This window comes from Lysinibacillus sp. ZYM-1 (assembly GCF_001308875.1).
GTDB lineage: Bacteria > Bacillota > Bacilli > Bacillales_A > Planococcaceae > Lysinibacillus.
The window spans coordinates 1-19172 of record NZ_KQ465111.1 but is presented as its reverse complement, the minus strand read 5'-3'; the positions used below and the strand labels follow the sequence as shown (position 1 = coordinate 19172).

General features: G+C 38.8%; 15 protein-coding genes. All 15 read right to left on the bottom strand.

The genetic code is table 11. The features are described 5' to 3' along the window. Nucleotides 1-443: 443 nt before the first annotated feature. Nucleotides 444-1724, bottom strand: a complete 1281-nt coding sequence (ftsY, locus tag AO843_RS06330) for a signal recognition particle-docking protein FtsY (RefSeq protein WP_054610291.1) — start codon at nt 1722-1724, stop codon at nt 444-446. A 2-nt stretch (nt 1725-1726) separates the two neighbouring features. Then, nucleotides 1727-5302 (bottom strand): chromosome segregation protein SMC, encoded by a 3576-nt coding sequence (gene smc / locus AO843_RS06325; protein WP_054610290.1) that lies wholly within the window; start codon nt 5300-5302, stop codon nt 1727-1729. 3 nt (nt 5303-5305) lie between these two features. After that, a complete protein-coding gene (rnc, locus tag AO843_RS06320; protein ID WP_054610289.1) occupies nt 5306-6070 on the bottom strand; it encodes a ribonuclease III in 765 nt (254 codons plus the stop codon). A gap of 397 nt (nt 6071-6467) precedes the next feature. Next, nucleotides 6468-6704, bottom strand: a complete 237-nt coding sequence (acpP, locus tag AO843_RS06315) for an acyl carrier protein (RefSeq protein ID WP_008181678.1) — start codon at nt 6702-6704, stop codon at nt 6468-6470. 58 nt (nt 6705-6762) lie between these two features. Further along, nucleotides 6763-7509 (bottom strand): 3-oxoacyl-[acyl-carrier-protein] reductase, encoded by a 747-nt coding sequence (fabG, locus tag AO843_RS06310; protein ID WP_054610288.1) that lies wholly within the window; start codon nt 7507-7509, stop codon nt 6763-6765. Further along, on the bottom strand, nt 7502-8455 hold the full coding sequence (gene fabD / locus AO843_RS06305) for an ACP S-malonyltransferase (protein WP_054610287.1): 954 nt from the start codon (nt 8453-8455) through the stop codon (nt 7502-7504). The genes fabG and fabD overlap by 8 nt, the downstream gene beginning before the upstream one ends. A gap of 17 nt (nt 8456-8472) precedes the next feature. Continuing rightward, on the bottom strand, nt 8473-9465 hold the full coding sequence (plsX, locus tag AO843_RS06300; protein WP_054610286.1) for a phosphate acyltransferase PlsX: 993 nt from the start codon (nt 9463-9465) through the stop codon (nt 8473-8475). A 2-nt stretch (nt 9466-9467) separates the two neighbouring features. Continuing rightward, complete coding sequence (gene fapR / locus AO843_RS06295) at nt 9468-10040, bottom strand: transcription factor FapR (protein WP_054610442.1); 573 nt, start codon at nt 10038-10040, stop codon at nt 9468-9470. Between the two features lie 130 nt (nt 10041-10170). Then, nucleotides 10171-12216: an ATP-dependent DNA helicase RecG gene (recG, locus tag AO843_RS06290; protein WP_054610285.1), complete on the bottom strand. Its 2046-nt coding sequence runs from the start codon at nt 12214-12216 to the stop codon at nt 10171-10173. 164 nt (nt 12217-12380) lie between these two features. Then, a complete protein-coding gene (locus AO843_RS06285) occupies nt 12381-13535 on the bottom strand; it encodes a M20 metallopeptidase family protein (RefSeq protein ID WP_054610284.1) in 1155 nt (384 codons plus the stop codon). A 139-nt stretch (nt 13536-13674) separates the two neighbouring features. Then, a complete protein-coding gene (gene sdaAA, locus AO843_RS06280) occupies nt 13675-14583 on the bottom strand; it encodes an L-serine ammonia-lyase, iron-sulfur-dependent, subunit alpha (RefSeq protein WP_054610283.1) in 909 nt (302 codons plus the stop codon). Between the two features lie 14 nt (nt 14584-14597). Then, entirely contained in the window at nt 14598-15260 is a 663-nt protein-coding gene (gene sdaAB / locus AO843_RS06275) for an L-serine ammonia-lyase, iron-sulfur-dependent subunit beta (protein ID WP_054610282.1), read from the bottom strand. 353 nt (nt 15261-15613) lie between these two features. Then, nucleotides 15614-17263, bottom strand: a complete 1650-nt coding sequence (locus AO843_RS06270; protein WP_054610281.1) for a DAK2 domain-containing protein — start codon at nt 17261-17263, stop codon at nt 15614-15616. 18 nt (nt 17264-17281) lie between these two features. Continuing rightward, complete coding sequence (locus tag AO843_RS06265) at nt 17282-17641, bottom strand: Asp23/Gls24 family envelope stress response protein (protein ID WP_004269431.1); 360 nt, start codon at nt 17639-17641, stop codon at nt 17282-17284. Between the two features lie 108 nt (nt 17642-17749). Beyond that, nucleotides 17750-18955, bottom strand: a complete 1206-nt coding sequence (locus tag AO843_RS06260; RefSeq protein WP_054610280.1) for a diguanylate cyclase — start codon at nt 18953-18955, stop codon at nt 17750-17752. Nucleotides 18956-19172: the final 217 nt, after the last annotated feature.

Below are 19172 nucleotides of genomic sequence, written 5' to 3'. Positions count from 1 at the left end.
TCCTCCCGCTATTTAGTCATTTGTATCATAACGAAAAGCGCCCGTCTGTGTCAAGGTAATCTCCTTGTCTAAAAGCCTAATTTACTTACTTTTGGGCCATTCCTTACCTTTAGCTAGTTTTAATCTTTCAAACAAGTCAATTCACCTTTTCTCAGTCGAGCGTTTTTAATCCACTACGTCCTGATGTAATGGCATCCAGATCTTACCGAGTTAACAGTAGATGTTAACCTAAAACCGTCACGCCCTGTGACATCTACCAGGGACTTTGGGTCAAATGATGTAGGTCACATCGTCTTCGCCACAAGTCGTTGCGCTTTTTGTCGGTGTTCCCCTATTTCAACAGGCTTATGATTACCCGTAAAAAATAAAACAAACATCCACCTCCCCCTATAAAGGAGGGAGATGAATGCTAGATCAAAAAAATTACTCAGCCAAGTTCGCTGTTATTCTTCATTATTTTGTAGTTCTTTGTCTAAACCATCGGCAAATAAACCGTAGACATATCGTTCTGCATCAAATGGCTGCAAATCATCCATTTTCTCACCAAGACCTACAAATTTCACAGGAATGTGTAACTTGTTACGAATAGCAAGAACAATACCACCTTTAGCAGTACCGTCTAGCTTCGTTAAGACGATACCTGTTACATTTGTTGCTTCTTTAAATGTTTGTGCTTGGACAAGTGCATTTTGGCCAGTTGTTGCATCTAACGCTAATAATACTTCATGTGGAGCATTTGGAATTTCACGAGAAATGACACGATGTACCTTTTCAAGCTCGTTCATTAAATTCACTTTGTTTTGTAAGCGTCCGGCTGTATCACAAATTAACACATCTGCTTTTCTATTTTTTGCAGCACGAATTGCATCATACATCACAGCCGCTGGGTCAGAACCCTCAGATTGTTTAATAACCTCGCAACCTACACGATCTCCCCATACTTGTAATTGATCAATGGCACCAGCACGGAATGTATCACCTGCAGCTAAAACAACCGTTTTGCCTTGAGACTTCAGACGATGAGCGAGTTTACCAATTGTCGTTGTTTTCCCTACACCGTTCACCCCAACAAATAGAATGACAGTTAGTTCATCATTAGGCTGCATATTTAATTCAATTAAATCTTCTTCACCTTGCTCGTAAATTTCAACAAGCTTCTCAGAAATCAACGATTGGATACCATTTGTATCTTTTATGTTTTTACGTTGTACCTCGAAACGTAATTTATCCATGAGTTCCATGACCGTTTCAAAACCAACATCCGCCTGTAATAAAAGGTCCTCTAATTCTTCAAAGAAATCCTCATCCACTTTACGATAACGTGCAACAAGGTCATTCACTTTTGATGTAAAGGAATTACGTGTTTTTTCAAGACCCTCTTTAAATTTTTGAGTAATGGACCAAGCAGAAGGTTTTTTCTCCTCAACAGCTTGTTCCTCAATAACTTGTACTTCTAGCTGCTCTTCTTCTACTAGTTGAGAAGGCTCTAACTCTATTGTACTTTCGATTTCCGAAGATTGCTCCGGCTCTTTAGTACCTTCGATTTCCGAGGATTGCTCTAATTGTTCAGAAAGTTCTTCAACAACAGTCTCAATAGCGGCAGGTTCACTTGGTTCTTCTGACGCTTGTTTATCAGAATCCAGATCATTTTCAACTGCTTCTAATTTTTCTTCCTCCGCTGGATTCCCCATTAATTTATCTTTTAAACGTTTAAAAAAGCTCATCCTTATTTGCTCCTTTGCTCCGCAAGTACGGGTTCGTCTTCTAATTTTACTGATACGAGTTTCGACACGCCCGATTCCTGCATAGTTATACCATACAGTACATCGGCTCCCTCCATTGTTCCTTTACGATGAGTAATGACAATGAACTGTGTTTCACCGCTAAATTTCTTCAAATATTGGCTGTATCGTACAACATTCGCCTCATCAAGGGCAGCCTCCACTTCATCGAGAATACAAAATGGTACAGGTCTTATATTTAAGATGGAGAATAATAAAGCGATCGCCGTTAGCGCACGTTCACCACCAGAAAGCAAACTTAAATTTTGCAATTTTTTCCCTGGCGGTTGAGCAACAATGTCAATGCCTGTTTCTAGTAAATTTTGCGGATCGGTTAACACTAAATCGGCTTGTCCCCCACCAAACAATTCGCGGAATACACGTTTAAATTGTTCTCGAATCGCATAGAACGTTTCACTAAAGCGCATCGTCATTTCTTCATCCATTTCTTTAATGGCTTCATGCAATGTTTCTTGCGCTGCAAGCAAATCCTCTCGCTGTTCGGTTAAGAAAGTATGTCGTTCAAGCACTCGCTCATATTCCTCAATCGCGCCTAAATTAACAGGACCTAGCTCTTCAATTGATTTTTTAAGCAATTTAACACGTCGTCGTACAAATTCTTCATCTTCTATGGCAAGCGCTTCTTTTTCTGCCTCTTCGAATGTTAACTGATAGTTTTCTTCAAGTTGTTCTGTGAAATTGTCCATCTCAAATTCTACACGATTTCGTTTCAACTCATTAGCACGTATTGCTTCAAGGTATCCTTTATGGATACGTTGCAATTCCTTCAGCTGTTCTTCTAAAGTTGAGAGTTCTTCCTGTTGCCCTACTTTTTCCTCTTTTTTCTGCGAAATAGTTTCTTGTAAGGCATCTCTTTTAGCTTTCCATGTCATGACCTGTTCATCGACCTCTTCATCACTTAAATGATTTGTCGATTCATCAGATTGAAGCCACAATATTTCCTGAGAAATATTTTCGACTTTTTGTTGAGCTTTGTTTAATTGTAGGGCTAACTCAGCCGTTGCAATTTGAACTTGTGACATTTGTTCCTGCATAACCGCTAATTCTGAGCGTTTTTCTGCCAATTGCTCTCGTAATACATCTTTCTCTGTCTCACTTTGCAACTTGACCTTACTTAATTGTTCAACAGTTTCATTGATTTCGACAAGCTCCACTGCAAGTGCCCTTAATCGTTCCTCTGCTTCTTGCTTTTGTGACAATAATGCCTCTTCACGTGTTTTTACATCTTGTGTTTCGGTCGAGGCAAAGGATACTCTGGCTGATAAACTTTTTTCCACAACCTTTAGCTCACGTAAACGTCCAGCCTGCTGCATCTCATCTTTTCGTAATTGCTCTCCTTCAAGCTTCAACTGTTCAACTTGATCTCGAAGTGTTGCTAGCTTTTCTTTTTCCACTGCAACAGCCTGTTCTGCACCATAAATGGAAGTTTGTAGAGACTCTAACTTAAGAATTAAACCATCTAACTCAGCTTTTCTTGTAAAGAGCGAGGATTGCTGTTTCAGGGCACCACCCGTTAACGAACCCCCTGCATTGATAATATCTCCATCAAGTGTAACAACTCGGTAACGGAAACCACATAACCTAGCAATTTGACTTGCCCCTTCAAGATTTTCTGCAACAATTACATTGCCTAGAAGATTTTCAACAATCGTTCGATTATCTTCATTAAAAGTCACTAACGCATCTGCCATTTGAATAAAAGCAGGGTGCTCAGTTGCTAATTGGATAGTCGCTAGATTAATTTTGCGTGATTTCATTACTGTTTTCGGTAAAAAAGTAGCACGTCCAGCTCGCTTTTGCTTTAGCCAATGAATAGCCTGTTGTGCATGGCGTTCATTAGTTGTGACAATATGTTGAGAAGCAGCCCCTAAAGCAGTTTCTAATGCTTGTGAGTATTTCCCCTCAACCTGAATTAATTCAGCCACAGCTCCCTCAATACCTTGTAATTCACCTTTATCTCGTGCAAGTAATACTTCCTTAACACCTTGAAAGAACCCTGAAAAGTCTGCTTCTAGCTCCGCTAACGTATCTTTTCTAGCTTTCAGTTGCTGTTGATGTTGATAAGCTTTATATAGCATGTCCTGCTTTTCAGTAAAGGTTGAATTGACACTTTTTAACTGTATTTGTGAAGCTTCATATTGCTCAAGCTTTTCTTGTAAGTCACTTGTTGTTGAAGTGTGTTCAGCTATTAGCTTTTCTTTTTCTGTAACAATTTGCATAAGCTCTTGCCCAATTTCATCTGTTTGGTCGGACATTCGTGTTGCCATAGCTTTTTGTTGAGCCAATTGCTGATCGATATTTTTCAACTCATTCTTAATTGTTGCTTCTTCATTCAACGAATCGATATATCGATTTTTTTGCTCCTCGATTTCTTGTTCAATTTCCATAACAGATCGATTTAAAGATTGCTCTAACTGCTTAATGCTCTGTTTTAGCACTGACACTGCTTGTTGTTTTTCAGAGAACACTACTTTTTTCTCCTGTTCCTGAACAAGTAGTGCCTCTACTTCTGCTTTGGCTTCTTGTAATGACGTATTCAGCTGCTGTAGTTGATTGGAAGCATTCTGACGTTTTTCAGCCATTAGCGCCTTTCGTCCATCCCAACGTTCTACTTCCATTGTGGCATTGACTAGGTCCGCTTGAGAAACATCCAAATAATCATCAAGTTCTTTTAATAACTTACGAATATTTGCTGTCTGTTTATCGATAGTAGCAATATCCTGAGCTTGCTTTTGCTCCGTCTCAGATAGATTTGTATACTCTTCTTTTAACGCACGCAAAGACTGTGCACAATTTTTAAAATCATGCACAAGGATTGCAATATCAAAATCTTTTAGCTCGGTTGACATTTGTACATAGTCTCTTGCACTAGATGCTTGCATTTCAAGCGGTTCTAATCGACTGTCTAATTCATGAAGAATATCTAATACACGATACAAATTTTCATCAGTCTCAACAAGCTTATGCTCTGCTTTCTTCTTTCTTATTTTATACTTTAATACGCCAGCTGCCTCTTCAAAAATAGATCGACGGTCATCAGGTCGGCTATTTAAAATTTCATCGACTCGGCCCTGTGAAATAATTGAAAATGCTTCTTTTCCAAGCCCTGAATCCATAAACAAGTCCGTAATATCCTTCAGGCGACACTGCTGGTTATTTAATAAATATTCACTATCACCTGAACGGTATACGCGTCTTGTTACGCTGACTTCTGTATAGGAGAAAGCTAGCTGCTCGTCAGTATTATCTAATATTAGTGTTACCTCTGCAAAGTTGAGTGGCTTACGAGAGTCACTCCCTGCAAAAATAACATCTTCCATCTTTGATCCACGTAACGACTTTGCCGATTGCTCTCCAAGTACCCAACGGATTGCATCCGTGACATTACTTTTTCCACTGCCATTTGGTCCAACAACCGCAGTAACACCAGGTACAAAATCAATTCCAATGCGCTCCGCAAAAGATTTAAAGCCAATCACTTCTAGTCGTTTTAGGAACATCTTTTAAGCCTCCTCTTTTGCAGCTTCTTCTCGCATCATTCGCATAGCACATTGCGCAGCTTGCTGCTCGGCTTCTTTTTTCGATTTTCCACGACCAATACCAAGCTCTTGTCCATTCAGTAAAACGCTTGATACAAAGGTACGATTATGTGCAGGTCCTTTTTCATCAATAATTTCATAATGAAGAAGTCCATTGTTTGTTTGCTGTACCATTTCTTGCAATTGGCTTTTAAAATCCATCACATGCGAAAAAGCACCGACTTCTACTTTCGGGAACACGATTCGTTCTAAAAATGACACGACCGTTTGTAAATCTTGATCTAGATATAAGGCACCTACAAATGACTCAAACACATCTGCAAGTAGTGCTGGGCGTTCCCGTCCACCTGTTAATTCTTCACCTTTTCCAAGTAAAACAAAGCGACCAAAGGCTAGTTCATTAGCAAAAATAACTAGTGATGGCTCACAAACAATGGATGCTCGTAACTTTGTTAACTCACCCTCGCTCATATTTGGGTATTTCTCAAAAAGATATTTAGAAACAGACAGTTCAAGTACTGCGTCTCCTAAAAACTCAAGACGCTCATTATCCGTAAATAACTTACGGCGATGCTCATTCACATAAGATGAATGCGTGAATGCTTGATACAATAAATTTTTATTAACAAATGTGATATTTAATTCATGCTGTAACAGCTCGAATTGACTGCGTACTTTTTCAGGAAGTACGCCAGATTTCTGCATAGTTCCTTTTCTTTTCATAGCCATTGAACAAATCTGCCTTCCTAATAGTTTCTACCGTTTTAGTGTACCTTTTTCAAAGCGTTTATGCAAAAATATTTCGGCATAAACACATTATTTTGGAAAATTTTTCGAAAATTTAATTCCAAAATCAATTAAGCCTTGGCATATTTGCGTCCGAATTGATTTTCGGGGATAAAATCCAATTGAATTTTTAATACAAAAAGGGGACTTCTATAGATCGAAAATCGATCTATTTCGTCCCCTTTGAATACATCTTGTCTATTGGATCTGCTTCTTCTATAAAGAAAAGCAGTAAACAATTTCTCCTTTATTCAACCTATCATAAATACCATTTGTATAATTACGATGACCATCAACCTATAGAGGTGATAAATTCTCGCTAAATAAAGTACTAACGAAATTAGTTTATTTTACTTTCGATGTATGAAATTGCAGAACCTACTGTTGAGATTTTTTCAGCATCTTCATCAGAAATTTCCATATCGAATTCGTCTTCAAGCTCCATTACAAGCTCAACTACGTCTAATGAGTCAGCACCTAAATCATCACGGAAAGAAGCTTCAAGTGTTACTTCGCTTTCTTCAACACCTAAACGGTCCACGATTACTTTTGTTACGCGTTCTAATACTGTAGACAAATGATTCACCTCCCCTCAAATGATTATACAAAAAATCAGCGCTTATGCCTAATTGAAATTACATTACCATGCCACCATCTATATGAAGCGTTTGTCCTGTCATATAGTTAGCGTCATCTGATGCAAGGTAAGCTACTGCCTTTGCAATATCTTCTGGTTGCCCTAGTTTCGCAAGTGGAATTTGTGTCAGCATACCTTGTTTAATGTCTTCTGGTAATTGATCTGTCATTTCTGTTTCGATAAAACCTGGTGCAATAGCATTGACTAAAATATTGCGAGACGCTAATTCCTTCGCAGTTGTTTTTGTTAATCCAATAACACCTGCTTTAGCTGCTACATAGTTTGCTTGACCAGCGTTTCCTGCTACGCCAACAATCGATGAAATATTTATAATACGACCAGCACGTTGCTTCATCATTTGGCGTGTAACTGCTTTTGTACATAGGAAAACACCTTTTAGATTCGTATCTAAGACATCATCCCATTCATCTTCCTTCATACGCATAAGCAAGTTATCTCTTGTAATACCAGCATTATTTACTAAAATATCAAGGGAGCCAAATGTTTTCACAGCTTTATCCATTAATGTTGTCACTTCTTCTGTTTGTGAGACACTAGCTTGCACAGCAATTGCTTCGCCACCGCTTTCTTGAATCTTAGCAACTACTTCTTCAGCTTTTGCTTGTGAGCCACTATAGTTTACGACAACCTTTGCACCCTCTTCAGCAAGTTTTAATGCAATAGCACGACCAATTCCACGAGAAGCTCCTGTTACAACGGCTACTTTTCCTTCTAATTTACGCATTGATTGACCACTCCTTTGACGCTTTTAAAACCACTTCTAATGATGCCTCATCATACACACAATAGACAGCAACAGAACGATCGATTTTTTTCAAGAGACCACTTAATACTTTACCTGGGCCACATTCAATGAAGACATCCACACCTTGTGTAATCATTTCGCGCATAGATGCTTCCCATTGCACAGCACTATAAACTTGTTCAACAAGCTCTTGTTGAATGGCCGGAATATCTGTTAATTCCTTCGCCATAACGTTCCCGATAACAGGAATTTGTGGAGCAGATAAAGTGACTTCCATCAATGCTGCTTTCAACTTCCCTGAAGATGGTCGCATCAGCTCAGAATGGAACGGACCACTTACAACTAATGGAATCGCACGCTTAGCCCCTGCTTCTTTTGCAGCGATTGATGCTTTATCAACACCATCTTTTGTGCCTGAAATAACAATTTGCCCTGGACAATTTACATTTGCAACCTGCACAGGTTCACCTGTTGCTGAAACCTGCCCAGTTACTTCATTCAATGCTTCTAGCTCCATTCCTAAAATGGCTGCCATAGCACCTTGTCCAGCAGGTACAGCTTCATTCATATAAAGACCACGTTTATGCACAATCTTCACCGCATCATCAAAGGACATAACGCCTGCTATGACCAATGCACCATATTCTCCAAGTGAATGACCTGCTGCATAATGAGGTTGAATTCCTGCAGCACGTAGCTTCTCAGCAACCATCACACCAGTAGTAAGCAAGGCTGGCTGAGCATGATAAGTTAATGTCAATTCCTCCGCTGGACCTTCTAACATAAGCTTAGATAGTTCCAAGTCAAGAGCTTGATCTGCACGATCATAAAAGGCTCTACTTTCCGCTGCGTTTTCAACAAATTCTTGCCCCATTCCCACTACTTGCGAACCTTGTCCTGGAAAAATAAATGCTATTTTTGTCATTTGAATAGTCCCCTTTGTTAATCGATTTCTATATGACGTACTGTTTCTGTTATCGTCGAAATAACAGTATGCTCTACCATTGTGTTTGCTTGGCGGATGGCACTGAAAATTGCTTTTGCATTTGAGGATCCATGTGCCTTAATAACAGGCGCTTGTAAGCCAAACAATCCTGCACCACCATATTCTGTATAGTCCATTTTATGTTTTAAGTCTCGTAAATTATTTTTCATGAGTACAGCCGAAATTTTCGTTTTTGTTGAGGACATGAATGCCTCTTTTAACATAGAAAATAAAGCTCCAGCTGTTCCTTCAATAGACTTCAACACCATATTTCCTGTAAAGCCATCTGTGACAACGACATCAGCTACTCCTTCAAGTAAATCACGTGCCTCTACATTACCAATAAAATTCAAATCAGCTTCCTTCAATAACTCAAAGGCTGCTTTCGTTAATTCATTTCCTTTTTTATCTTCAGTACCGATATTTAATAAGCCAATTCGAGGTTTTTGTAAGCCTCCAACTTTCTTCGCATAAATATCGCCCATAATAGCATATTGCACTAGGTGTTCTGGACGGGCATCCGCATTTGCACCTAAATCAAGCATTAAAAAGCCTTTACCATCAAGTGTTGGTAATGTCGTAGCTAAAGCTGGTCGGGCAATACCTTCGATACGACCTACTTTAAATAAGCCCCCTGCCATTAAAGCACCTGTATTTCCTGCAGAGAGACAAGCATCTGCTCTACCTTCATCCACTGCATCCATCATGCGTGCCATTGAGGAATCTTTTTTTCTACGGACAGCACGCGCAGGATCATCCGTTCCTTCAACTACTTCCTCACAATGTACAATTGTTAATCGATCATGCTGTTTTAAAAATGGCTCAAGCTTCTCTTGTTGCCCATATAATTGAATTTCTAAATTAGGAATTTGCTCTAATGCTAACAGTGCACCTTCAATTACTGATTTTGGTGCATTGTCTCCACCCATTCCATCAAGTGCTAATTTCATTATTACTCACCTTTACCTTTCGTGCGGTACATATCAAATTCACCAACAAAAACGGTCTCTCCATTAACAGTAGATGTTACCTCGACTTTTGTTCGATGATTTTTATCATCTCGTCCGATAACAATCGCTTTTGTAATAACACGATTTCCAGCACGAACAGGTTTCACAAACGTAATATTGGAATGTACTGTCAATGCTAGTTCATCATTAATAACGGCAACCGCTAATGAGTTTGCTTGTGCAAACAAATGATGTCCACGTGCGATGCCGTTGCGCTGAAAAACATGCTCTTCTTTCACATCAAAGATCGAAAGTGCTCGATTATCTAATTCAATATCAACAATTTCTCCGATGACCTCATCAATCGGTAGAGATTTTACTTCATTTTCGTAGTTTTTTGAAGCGACGTCTTTAATTCGCTCTCGTAATTCTGGTATGGATAACTCCATACGATCTAAGCGAATTGTTTGAACACTTACCTGAAACTGTGTTGCTAGCTGTTCATCTGTGACGAATGGATTTTCAGCTATCGTTTCAGATAGTAGTCGCTGTCGTTCTTTTTTTGTTCGTCTCAACATCATTCGCCACCTTTTGAGTTGTTATTAGCACTTGGTACTAATATCAGTATATAGAGGTTAAAAAAAGAATGCAAGACTTGTTTTGAAATCAAGTGCCTGCATTCTCTATGCGATTATACTAATATCTCTAATCGAAGCGCTCCCCTTGTAAAACACCAGAATCTTCTAACATTTGACGCAAGTACTGATAGACGTCATCATGCCAAAAGGCATCTGTTTCAAGTATCACTGTAGCATCCTTTCGAGCGGTCTCAAGTATTCGATAATCATGTACTAAATCAGCTACTTTGAAATCTGGTAGACCACTTTGTTTGCGACCAAAGAAATCACCTGGTCCTCGCAACTCTAAATCTTTCTCAGCTAAGCGGAAACCATCATTTGTTTCTGTCATAGACTGCATCCGCTCTTTTCCCTCATCAGACTTAGGATCAGCCAGTAAAATACAGTATGATTGATGTTCACCGCGTCCAACACGTCCTCGTAGCTGATGCAACTGCGCTAAGCCAAAACGTTCAGCATCATAGACAATCATAAATGTCGCATTTGGTACATTCACCCCTACTTCAACCACCGTCGTAGAAACTAAAACCTGTAAGGTCCCATCACTGAAAGCACGCATCACAGCATCCTTCTCATCAGCTGATAAGCGTCCATGCATTAAGCCAACATGGTAGCGATCTTTAAAATAAGTTGCCAGTTGTTCATAGATTTCAACTGCATTTTGAACATCAAGTTTATCTGACTCTTCTATAAGAGGACAAATAGCATAGGCCTGTCTTCCAGTTGCTAGCTCCCCTTCCAGCTTTGACATGACCGATCCGAATTGTTCCTTTTTCATCCAATGCGTTTCAATCGGCTTGCGACCTGCTGGCATTTCATCAATCATCGATACATCCATTTCTCCAAATGCTGTAATAGCAAGTGTTCTTGGGATAGGTGTCGCTGTCATAAAGAGCACATCTGGATTCTCCCCTTTATCTCTCAGTATGCGACGTTGTTCAACACCAAAGCGATGTTGCTCATCCGTAATGACAAAACCCAGCTTTTCAAAAATAACATCAGGCTGGATTAAGGCATGTGTACCAATCACAATATCGAGCTCTCCATTCGCCAAATCCGCTAATATTACACGTCGCTCCTTTGTTTTGGTTGAACCAGATAACAAAGCTACACGAACACCAAATGGTTGGAACCATTCTAACAAGTTCTCCAAGTGTTGTTCTGCTAAAATTTCTGTTGGCGCCATTAATGCCCCTTGATAACCAGCTGATACTGCGGCATATAAGCCTATAGCTGCTACCACTGTTTTCCCTGAACCAACATCACCTTGCAATAAGCGGTTCATTCGATGTGGCTCCTTCATATCTTTACAAATTTCATTGACAACACGTTTTTGAGCATTTGTTAATTCATATGGTAATGCAGCGATAAATTCTCGAAGCAGATGCACATCATACTGAATGACTGTTCCCTGCTCACTTTCTTTACGCACCTTACGCAATGCTTGCATACGCAATTGAAAGTTTAATAGCTCTTCATAAGCAAAGCGTCTTCTCGCTTGTTTGGCATGTTGTGCATCCTGTGGAAAATGGATACCCTCCAAACCATCTTGTATGCGCACAAGCTTATAAGAATCCTGCAAATGTTGTGGAATGGCGTCTGGCAAATTTGCTCCAAAATCGTCCAATACTTGTCGCATATATTTTCGAAATCTTTTTTGTGGAATCAAACCTTTGAGGCTATATACAGGCTCAAAGTCAACTTGATCTGTTTTCGGGCCAAATGTGACCGATGTGCCATTGATTACCTGTCTACCACGATCCCATTTTCCAGTCACTGTAATAATGGAGCCAGGTATAAGTTTTTGTTTTAAATAGCCTTGATTGAAAAATACCACTTTCACTAAGTGACGGCCTGCCAAAACCGTTACCTGTAAACGTGACTTATTGCGGCCTAAAAATAAGATTGTAGGCTCACGTTCTACTTTACACTCAACAGTAACACGTTCATTGTGCGGTGTTTGTGCTAAATCTTTCAAACGAAAATCTTCGTGACGATGTGGAAACGTCCATAATAAATCAGCAATCGTGTCAATGCCCAGTGTTTCAAGATGTGTTGCTGTTTCTTTCCCTATACCTTTTAGCTCGGTAACTGGACTATATAAATCAGTCACTTATCCTTCAACTCCCTTCATGGATTCTTAATATTTTTATCTATGTAACTTTCCTAGCTCTCTATCCAATGTATCATAAATCAATTCGTTGCCCTAAACAAACAATCATCAGCAAAAACCCCATCACTGAATGATAGGGTTATACACGAGCCTGTTCATGTTCATCACGCTTTATAATGCATAATAATTTCAATAAAAAGCTTTATCGCATCAGGAAATACATCTTCATCTAGATCAAACCTCGGGTGATGATGTGGATATCGGCTTTTTTCTCCACCCATTCCAACAAAAATAAATGCGCCAGGTTTATGCTTTAGATAATAAGCAAAATCCTCTCCACCCATTACAGGATCTACGAGCTTAAATACATTCTCTCCAAAATTTTCACGAACGATAGACTCCACAAAGTGAGATTGCTCAGAATCGTTGATTAGAGGTGGTGTCCCTATTATAAAGTCGATTTTTCCTTGTGCACCGAAGGCACGACAAATTCCTTCTGTTAAACTCACCATCTTCGTTTGGATGGTACTGACTGTTTCAGGTGTCAACGCACGAATCGTCCCAATTAATTTTGCAGAGTCTGGAATGATGTTATAAGTGGTACCTGCTTGAATATTACCTACTGTAATAACACCCGCCTCAATGGGATTTATATTTCGGCTTATAATACTTTGAAAGGATTGCATGACATGGCTTGCAATATAGATGGGATCAATAGTTTCATGCGGCATGGAACCGTGTCCACCAGATCCTTGAATTTCTATTTCAAAATCATCGACGGAAGCCATCATTGGGCCATGTGTTAAGCCCATTTTCCCTTTTTCTAAGCCTTGCCATAAATGTATACCGAAAATTGCATCGACACCTTCTAGAACGCCGTTTTGAATTAAAAAATCCGCGCCACTTGGTGTAATTTCCTCGGCTGATTGGAAAACGAGCATGACATTCGGTTCTATTTTTTCCCTATTCATCGAAATCCACTCAGCAACCGCTAATAAGATGGCTGTATGGCCATCATGTCCACACATATGCGCCACACCTGTTTTTTGAGAGATATATGGCTTATCCCCTTCTTCCACTATTGGTAAGGCATCTATATCCGCTCTTAAGGCAATCGTCTTCGTACCTTTCGTACCTTCAATCTTAGCCACAACGTTTGGAGGATTAAAATCTACTATTTCTATTTGAAGTTGTTCTAATCTTTTGCGAATAAATTTACATGTGTCATATTCCTGACCTGACAGCTCTGGGTATTGATGAAGATAACGACGATCTTCTATTGCTTGCTCTGTTAAAGATTTCAAATTAGCTATATCCATTTAAAAACTCCTTTTATTTGCCACAAGGAAATCCATCATATTGATTTGTACCTACTATCCATTAATTATACTAAAAATGCAATTAACTGAACCAACAGAAAAAACATGCTACCTTATGAGATAGCATGTTTTATAAATTTTATTGAATAGCTTTAATACTTTGTAATCCACCGTTTTCGAGAATCGCTTTACTAATAGCTTTACCTGTTGGAGTTGCCGCTAGACCACCACGTGCCGTCTCTTTAAGATTTGGACTCATAGATTGTCCAATGCGATACATAGCTCCGATTACTTCATCGCATGGTATTCGGCTTGTCACACCTGCAAGCGCCATATCCGCGGCTACAAGAGAGTTAGCAGCTCCCATTGCATTACGTTTAACACACGGCACTTCCACTAAACCTGCTACTGGATCACAGACAAGGCCAAGCATATTTTTTAAAGTAATTGCAAATGCTTCTGAACATTGTTGCGGTGTACCTCCAGCCATCTCAACAATGGCAGCCGCCGCCATACCAGCTGCAGAGCCAACCTCTGCCTGACAGCCACCTTCAGCACCTGAGATTGACGCATTATTAGCCACAACAAAGCCAAATGCACCTGATGTAAATAAATAACGAATCATTTGCTCACGAGTTGGATTTAGTTTATTTTTCACCGCAAAAAGTGTTCCTGGTACAACTCCTGCAGAACCTGCAGTTGGCGTTGCGCAAATTGTCCCCATTGCTGCATTGACTTCATTCGTTGCAACCGCTTTACTTACTGCATCTAATAATAAATCACCTGATAGTGATTTACCTTGTGCAATGTAATTTTGAAGTAACACGGCGTCCCCACCAGTTAAACCTGTAACTGATTGTACACCTTGTAATCCGCGTTCAACCGCTTCTTCCATCACGGTTAGGTTTCGATCCATTTGTTGAATAATTTCTTCTCGTGTTCTGCCTGTTATCAGTATTTCTTGTTCAATCATAATTTCTGATATTAATTTCTCTTCCTGTTCTGCTCGTTCTACAAGCTCACGAACATTATGAAATAAAACGTCCATCCTGGGACACCTCCTTAGTTATTAATCTTAGACACTTTTGTAATATATGGAATTAGTGAAATTTGCTGTAATACTTTGTCCTCAATATTTTGATCGACTTCAATAACCATTAAAGCCGTTAAACCACGTTCAATACGGGATACTTCCATATGTCCAATATTTACTTCATGCATCGCTAAACAATTTGCTACATTTGCAATACAGCCGGCACGATCATCATGTACGACAAGAATCGCTGGCATGCCACCTGTTAAACGCAATTTAAAGCCATTTACTTCACTAACTTCAATTTTACCGCCACCAATAGAAATACCAACGACAGACATCTCACCTTCATCGTCTCCAATAACCAGTCGTGCTGTATTTGGATGCTCCGTATTAGCTGTTTCTGGAATAAATTCATATTCCAATCCTGCTTTTTCTGCATCTTCAAATGCCGTTTTAATACGATCATCAAATGTATCGTAGTTCAATAAGCCTCCTACAATTGCAACATCTGTCCCATGCCCTCTATACGTTTCTGCGAACGAACCATATAAATGGATTTTCGCCCATTTAGGTTGTCTTCCAAATAAATCCCTTGCAACACGTCCGATACGTGCTGCTCCTGCCGTATGAGAGGAGGAAGGCCCAATCATTACTGGTCCAATAATATCAAAAACTGAAGTAAACTTCATACAAACACCCCTATACTCTATTCCTATAATAATATTTATATTTACTTATATCATGCTTGATAGTTACTACAAAAGTAAAGTATTTAATTTGTCAGCTTTCAGAAAATTACCACTACTATAATTTATAGCTTAGGGAGAATCCTTATGCATTGTCCACTCCCTGTGTACACATACTCAAAACCGTTGATATTCCAATATTTCCAATTTTTTATATCCTCCAGATACGTACATTCAACTATTAATAGTTCGTATGTTTCCGATCAAATATAGACATCATTCTCTTTGTAGCATAAACAAAAGCAGTACACATTTTGTGCACTGCTTTCTTTACGGAGTAGCAAAGTAGCATGTAATTATTCTACTGAAATAATATATGGATATAACCCTTGTTTCCCATTAAATAATTCTACTTCTGCATCTGGATAGTTCTCTTCAATGAATGCTACTAACTCTGTAGCATCTTGTTCAGTTGTATCCTCTCCATAAATAACTGTGACAATTTCAGTATCCTCATCAACTAAATCCGCGATCACTTTTTCAGCTGCATCTTTTAAAGCTGGTGTAGAAAGCACAATTTTCCCTTCTGCTAACGCCATAAAATCATCCTTATGGATTTCAACACCATCAATAGATGTATCACGCACTGCATAAGTTACTTGGCCAGTCTTTACATTCGCAAACGCTTCAGTCATTGTCTTTTTGTTTAGCTCGACAGCCGCTTCCGGATTAAATGCTAAAATCGCTGCCATTCCTTGTGGAATTGTCTTTGTTGGGACAACAGCTGCTTCAATTTCTAATAATTCAACAGCTTGCTCTGCTGCCATCACTATATTTTTATTATTAGGTAAGATTAAAACTTTTTCTGCACCAATTTCTTTTACGGCTTTAACGATATCTTCTGTTGAAGGATTCATTGTTTGACCGCCTTCGATGACATAGGATGCTCCGATAGAACGTAATAATCCTGCAACACCCTCACCCATGGCGATCGTTACAATGGCATATGGGTGTTTTTCTACTTTTTTTGTAGTTGTAGGCGCTTTATGCTCCTCACCAACGATAGCTGAGTGTTGCTCACGCATATTATCGACTTTTATTTTTATAAGACTACCATACTTTTGTCCGATCGATAATACAGAACCTGGTTGCTCAGAATGGATATGAACCTTAGCAATTTCTTCATCAGAAATAACAAGTAACGAATCTCCTAAAGGGTTTAATTCTTGACGAAATTGCTCCTCATTAAATGGCTCTTTTCCTTCTTCTAAGCGCACCATTATTTCTGTACAATAGCCAAATTCAATATCTGCAGTATTCATGAAATCTTGAGCTCTATGATGCTCTGCATTGATTAAATCATCTAATGTAGCACTATTTTTCTCTGGGAGAGGCTCGCCTTTTAACGAAGCTAAAAATCCTTCATATACAAACAATAGGCCTTGGCCACCACTATCGACAACTCCGACCTCTTTTAAAACAGGCAACAAATCAGGTGTACGATCTAACGAAGCCTTTGCCTCTGCAGTAAAAGCTTCCATAACCGCAATGATATCGTTTTCAGTTTCTGCCACTTCAACACCTTTTTTTGCTGCTTCACGAGCAACCGTTAAAATAGTTCCTTCGACAGGTTTCATAACAGCTTTATATGCAGTGTCTACACCTGCTTGGAAGGCTCCAGCAAACCCTTTAGCATCGATTGTTGCTTCTTTTTCAATAAATTTCCCAAAACCACGGAATAATTGCGATAGGATAACACCTGAATTTCCACGTGCACCCATTAATAAACCTTTTGATAATGCCTGTGCTGTTTTACCAATATGCTCTACAGCAGAAAGTTCCGTTTCCTTTGCACCAGATGTCATCGATAAGTTCATATTTGTCCCTGTGTCACCGTCTGGTACCGGGAAAACATTTAATGAATCTACATAATTTGCATTTTGGTACAGGTGATGTGCACCCATTTGTACCATTTCTGCAAACTTTATACCGTCTAAAGACTGCATTCGATTTAGTTCCTCCTCTTAATTCGCTACACGAACGCCCTGTACAAAGATATTGACAGATTTTACGCTCATACCTAATGTTTTATCTACTGTATATTTCACTTTCGACTGTACTTGGTAAGCAACTTCCGAAATTTTTGTCCCGTAACTAACAATAATATACATATCAATATGTAAATCGTCGTCCTGTTGTCGAATCACAACACCTTTTGCGAAGTTTTCTTTACGTAAAATATCAGTTAGACCATCACGAATTTGATGTTTAGATGCCATGCCAACAATCCCGTAGCATTCTACAGCAGCACCACCAGCAATTTGTGCAAGTACATCTGTTGAAATATCAATTTGGCCGAATTCATTGTTTAATTCAATTGACATAGAAATGCCCCCTTGGCTCTTTTTGACTAAATTATATTGTACCACTTTCGTTGTAATTTAAGCAACCTAAGGGGGTAAAGAAAGGCTTTGTAGCAACGTTTTCTGACTTTAAAACGACGCATTTGCTGTTTCATCAAAAATAGCCTTTTTACAATAAAAATTATTACGACCATTTTGCTTTGCTAAATATAACGCTTGGTCAGCTAGCTCACAGCATGTTTGTAAATGCTCATACTTAGTAATCTTACCATGACATATTCCTATACTAACTGTTACACATTGAGCCACATCTGATTGTGCGTGTGGCATATTCAAACTGCGGACCTCTTCTAATATTTCCTCACAAACAGGTTCTGCAAACTTTGGAGTATGTTGACTGACCATGATGAATTCCTCACCACCCCAACGAGCAACAAATGCATTATATTTCTCTGCTATTTCCTTCAATAAAGATGCAACTTTGACGATTGCCGCGTCTCCCTGTAAATGTCCATAATAATCATTAAAATTTTTAAAGAAATCAATATCTATCATTATTATTGTTAAAGTCTGAGGTTTAGGAAGTCGCTGCCCTAGTTTAGACAATTTATTATTGAAGGCACGTCGATTTGGTAGATTGGTTAAGGTGTCTTTAAGTGCCTGCTTCGATAACTCATCATTCTTTGCCGCCAACAACTCTGATAATTGTTTTGTTTTAGTCATTTCCTCATCCAATAAAATATGTTGTGTCTTGAATTGCTTTTGTACCTTATAGGTCTGATATTGAATCATGACGCCAATAGGAATTAATAGAGACATGGGTAAAATAATTTTAATATTTTCACTGGATACTCCGACGCTCATATAAGCACTTATAATAATTACAGGCGCTGAAAGGAAAAGGATCCAAACCATCTTACGAAAAGGTAATGCAAAAACCGTACAAACGATAATCAAAATTACCTCATATAATGCTGCATGTTGAAAAAAGAAAACATCCATCACCGAAATTGCAGTAATTAATAACATAATCGTGTAAATATAAACAATCACAAGATTTTCATATTTCTGGATGTTACCAGATGTAATATGCATTCGCTTTTCCCTTACAAATAATAATACTGCCACATCAATGTAAAACATAATGGTATGGATGGTGATATAGGCTGGGACCATCGCTCTTTCTGTTTTTGCAAAAAAAATTTCTCCAAAATGGATAAAGGAAATAACAGCCGAGACATACATTAGTGTCCAAGCCACCGTCCTCATCCCTTTTAAATTTAGACGAACCATTTCTTTGCGAATAGAAAGAGCTACCTTTTCTTGATTTTCCATAATGATCGCTCCTAGCGTCTCTTTCAGATATTTATATTTTCCTATATTTATCGTCTAAATAATGAAAATTACAAGTCAGTCACTGGAATAAAAAAAGTTGATACTATGAAAGTATCAACTCAGACTGTAGACAAAAGCCATCGAGAAGTTCACTCTCGATGACTTTTGTCATTTTTCTTTCTCTTTCATTTTCAATATTTGGTAAATCACTGCCGAA

What these genes read in the sequence shown, in the direction of transcription:
- ftsY (WP_054610291.1), bottom strand. Translation starts at nt 1,724, where the DNA reads ATGAGCTTTTTTAAACGTTTAAAAGATAAATTAATGGGGAATCCAGCG.
- smc (WP_054610290.1), bottom strand. Translation starts at nt 5,302, where the DNA reads ATGTTCCTAAAACGACTAGAAGTGATTGGCTTTAAATCTTTTGCGGAG.
- rnc (WP_054610289.1), bottom strand. Translation starts at nt 6,070, where the DNA reads ATGGCTATGAAAAGAAAAGGAACTATGCAGAAATCTGGCGTACTTCCT.
- fabG (WP_054610288.1), bottom strand. Translation starts at nt 7,509, where the DNA reads ATGCGTAAATTAGAAGGAAAAGTAGCCGTTGTAACAGGAGCTTCTCGT.
- fabD (WP_054610287.1), bottom strand. Translation starts at nt 8,455, where the DNA reads ATGACAAAAATAGCATTTATTTTTCCAGGACAAGGTTCGCAAGTAGTG.
- plsX (WP_054610286.1), bottom strand. Translation starts at nt 9,465, where the DNA reads ATGAAATTAGCACTTGATGGAATGGGTGGAGACAATGCACCAAAATCA.
- AO843_RS06285 (WP_054610284.1), bottom strand. Translation starts at nt 13,535, where the DNA reads ATGGATATAGCTAATTTGAAATCTTTAACAGAGCAAGCAATAGAAGAT.
- sdaAA (WP_054610283.1), bottom strand. Translation starts at nt 14,583, where the DNA reads ATGGACGTTTTATTTCATAATGTTCGTGAGCTTGTAGAACGAGCAGAA.
- sdaAB (WP_054610282.1), bottom strand. Translation starts at nt 15,260, where the DNA reads ATGAAGTTTACTTCAGTTTTTGATATTATTGGACCAGTAATGATTGGG.
- AO843_RS06270 (WP_054610281.1), bottom strand. Translation starts at nt 17,263, where the DNA reads ATGCAGTCTTTAGACGGTATAAAGTTTGCAGAAATGGTACAAATGGGT.
- AO843_RS06265 (WP_004269431.1), bottom strand. Translation starts at nt 17,641, where the DNA reads ATGTCAATTGAATTAAACAATGAATTCGGCCAAATTGATATTTCAACA.
- AO843_RS06260 (WP_054610280.1), bottom strand. Translation starts at nt 18,955, where the DNA reads ATGGAAAATCAAGAAAAGGTAGCTCTTTCTATTCGCAAAGAAATGGTT.